2 protein-coding genes are annotated in these 2929 nt (G+C 27.8%); both read left to right on the top strand.

All coding sequences use genetic code 11. The features are described from left to right. The first annotated feature begins 335 nt into the window (after positions 1-335). Complete coding sequence (locus U9R42_07630; GenBank protein MEA3495888.1) at positions 336-1778, top strand: ATP-binding protein; 1443 nt, start codon at positions 336-338, stop codon at positions 1776-1778. A 423-nt stretch (positions 1779-2201) separates the two neighbouring features. Beyond that, entirely contained in the window at positions 2202-2612 is a 411-nt protein-coding gene (locus tag U9R42_07625) for a response regulator (GenBank protein MEA3495887.1), read from the top strand. Positions 2613-2929: the final 317 nt, after the last annotated feature.

Below are 2929 nucleotides of genomic sequence, written 5' to 3'. Positions count from 1 at the left end.
ATACATATTCAAAAGCGGAGTGACGGCATTTATTAATAGAGAACTTTGTATTCAGTGCGGTAAATGTATCGAATTGTGCCGTTTCGATGCTATAAGTAAAGGCTTTATAGTAGACCCAATTTTCTGTATGGAGGAATGTGGGTAAAATATGTAGATTTCTCCACTTTATAATTTTTATACTTGGAGAAATGTGGTTAAATTACATAGATTTCTCCACTTTATAATTTTTATACTTGGAGAAATGTGGGTAAATTATATACATTTCTCCACTTTATATTTGGTAATTCAGAAAAACAAATGTACTTTTGTAGTCATATTTTAAATAAATTGCAATCATGATAAATGAGATAATTGGCAGAGAACGTGAGATTAATATTTTTAATAAGCTTATAGCTTCTGATTCTCCAAGCTTTTTAGCTATTTATGGAAGACGAAGAGTTGGTAAAACATTTTTGATACGCAAACATTTTAAAACGCATATTCAATTTTCATTTACAGGTTCGTTTGAAGAGAAAAACCAAACTCAACTTGATAATTTTTTTAGAGAATATCTTTATAGAACAAAAGGAAAAAAGGAAACAACTTCTCCACAAAATTGGAGTATTGCATTTTCGTATTTAGCAGATTATTTGTACAGTTTAAAAAATCACAAAAAGAAGGTTGTTATATTTATTGATGAATTGCCATGGATTGATAGACCAAAGTCGGGTTTTATACCTGCCTTAGAATATTTTTGGAATCAACATCTGTCATCTATGAACAATGTAGCATTAATTGTTTGTGGTTCTGCTGCTTCATGGATGCAAAAAAAACTCATTAAAGCCAAAGGTGGATTATATAATCGTATAACTCACAGAATAAAACTTGAACCTTTTACACTACACGAAACCGAATTATTTATTAAAACAAGAAAACTTAAACTCACTAAATATCAGATAATACAACTGTATATGGTTATGGGAGGAATCCCTTTTTACCTTAATGAACTTAGTCAGGGCAAAAGTGCCGAGCAATTGATTGATGAAATTTGTTTTACATCAACGGGGTTATTGTCAAATGAATATGAGCAACTTTATTACTCGCTTTTTACAAATGCCGAAAAGCACATGACAATAATTGAAGCCTTAGCAACTGCTCCTAATGGAATGACGCGAACATCAATTTTGAAGAAAACAAAACTTCAGGATGGAGGTACCTTTAATCGTACAATTAATGATTTATACGAAAGTGGTTTTGTTGTGAAACAATTATCTTTCAATAATAAGAAGAAAGATGCACTTTACAAAATCATTGATTTTTATTCCTTGTTTTATTTGAAATTTATTAAAAACAATGTAGCAGATACAACATTCACATGGCAAAAACTTGCAAATCTTAATAGTTATAAGGTGTGGTGTGGCTATGCTTATGAGAATGTTTGTATGCTACATACAAAACAAATTCTAAAAAAACTGGGATTAAGCGGGACATTTACCCAAATATCATCATGGAGACATAAAGGAAATGAAGAAACCAAGGGAGCACAAATAGATATGTTAATTGACAGAAAAGATGGTGTTGTTAATTTGTGCGAGGTTAAATTTACAGGAAAAGAATTTGTAATTAGTAAAAAATACAATACTGAATTAAGGCAAAAACGTTCTATTTTTGAACATGTTACTAGTACAAAAAAATCTGTAGTTACTACACTGATAACAACCTATGCTGCAATACAAAACAAATATTATTCGGAGGAAATTCATTCTGAAGTAACCATGGATGATTTATTCGTAGAATAATATTGAAAAGAATCATTAACCATTATTTTAATGTATTTTTTGAACCTTCCTTAGATAAGATTATTGGATAAATCCACCATTTTGTCATACATTTCTCCATTCTATAATTTTTTAAAGTGGAGAAATGTAGTATTTTTTCATACATTTCTCCACTTTATATCGGTAAGTTTGATGTTTAATTGTTATTAGTACAACTTTCAATTAATATAAATTACCATTGTTTTTCTATTAATATTTTTCAGATTATTTCGATAAAAAAAATCGAAAAGTGAATTTTTTTTAAATTTTTTTATGAACTGATAATCATATTGATATAATGCAGAAATTGTGTTTTGTGAAAAAAAATCTGTAACATTTTTGATACTTATGTTATATATATATAGAAGGGGTGTCTTTTTTAATGAAATAAAAATTACTAAATTTATGATAACTGAAAATATGTGGATTAATAATACCATTCTTGTTGTTGAAGATGAAGATGTAAATTTTCAACTAATTAAGTATTGTCTTAAAAAAACAGGTGCTAATTTAAAATGGGCAAAAAATGGAAAGGAATCATTGTATTTATTAAATAAATATAATGATATTGATTTGGTTTTAATGGATATTAGAATGCCATTAATGGATGGTATTAAAGCAACAAAAAAAATTAGGCAAAATAAAATGGACTTACCTGTAATAATGCATTCTTCTTTTGAAAATGATTATCATTATGATAATGAAATTGAAACTTTATTTAGTGATTTTGTCCCAAAACCATTTAAAAGAGAATTTCTTATAAATACAATTGCAAAATATATTGAAAATAACAAGCTTAAAAATAAAAGTGCCTAAGGTATTATCAAACAATAACTACTTATTTTTAACTTGTTCTTTTGTTTTTTTGCCAATCGTGTCTCTTAGAAAACTCATCAAAAATAATTCATTTTATAAAAATTGATTTTTTCTTAGAGGCACTAGTAGTGCGTTCTTTAATTAGCTTTACATGAAATTTATTATAGATTTTTTCTTTAGACAAGGCAAAATTCTTTAGCATAGCCATCCGCGTGTCGCTGAAGCTTTAGCGGAGGCACAAGCTACGGTAAATAATTTTAACGCAGTATAAAGGAAAAAGATAAATAAATTTGTAATGATAATTAGAGAACGCACTA

The sequence above is a fragment of the Bacteroidota bacterium genome (genome assembly GCA_034723125.1).
Classification (GTDB): domain Bacteria; phylum Bacteroidota; class Bacteroidia; order CAILMK01; family JAAYUY01; genus JAYEOP01.
This window is presented reverse-complemented; position numbering and strand designations above follow the sequence as displayed.

Coding starts and splice junctions, on each gene's coding strand:
- U9R42_07625 (MEA3495887.1), top strand. CDS start 2,202: ATGATAACTGAAAATATGTGGATTAATAATACCATTCTTGTTGTTGAA.
- U9R42_07630 (MEA3495888.1), top strand. CDS start 336: ATGATAAATGAGATAATTGGCAGAGAACGTGAGATTAATATTTTTAAT.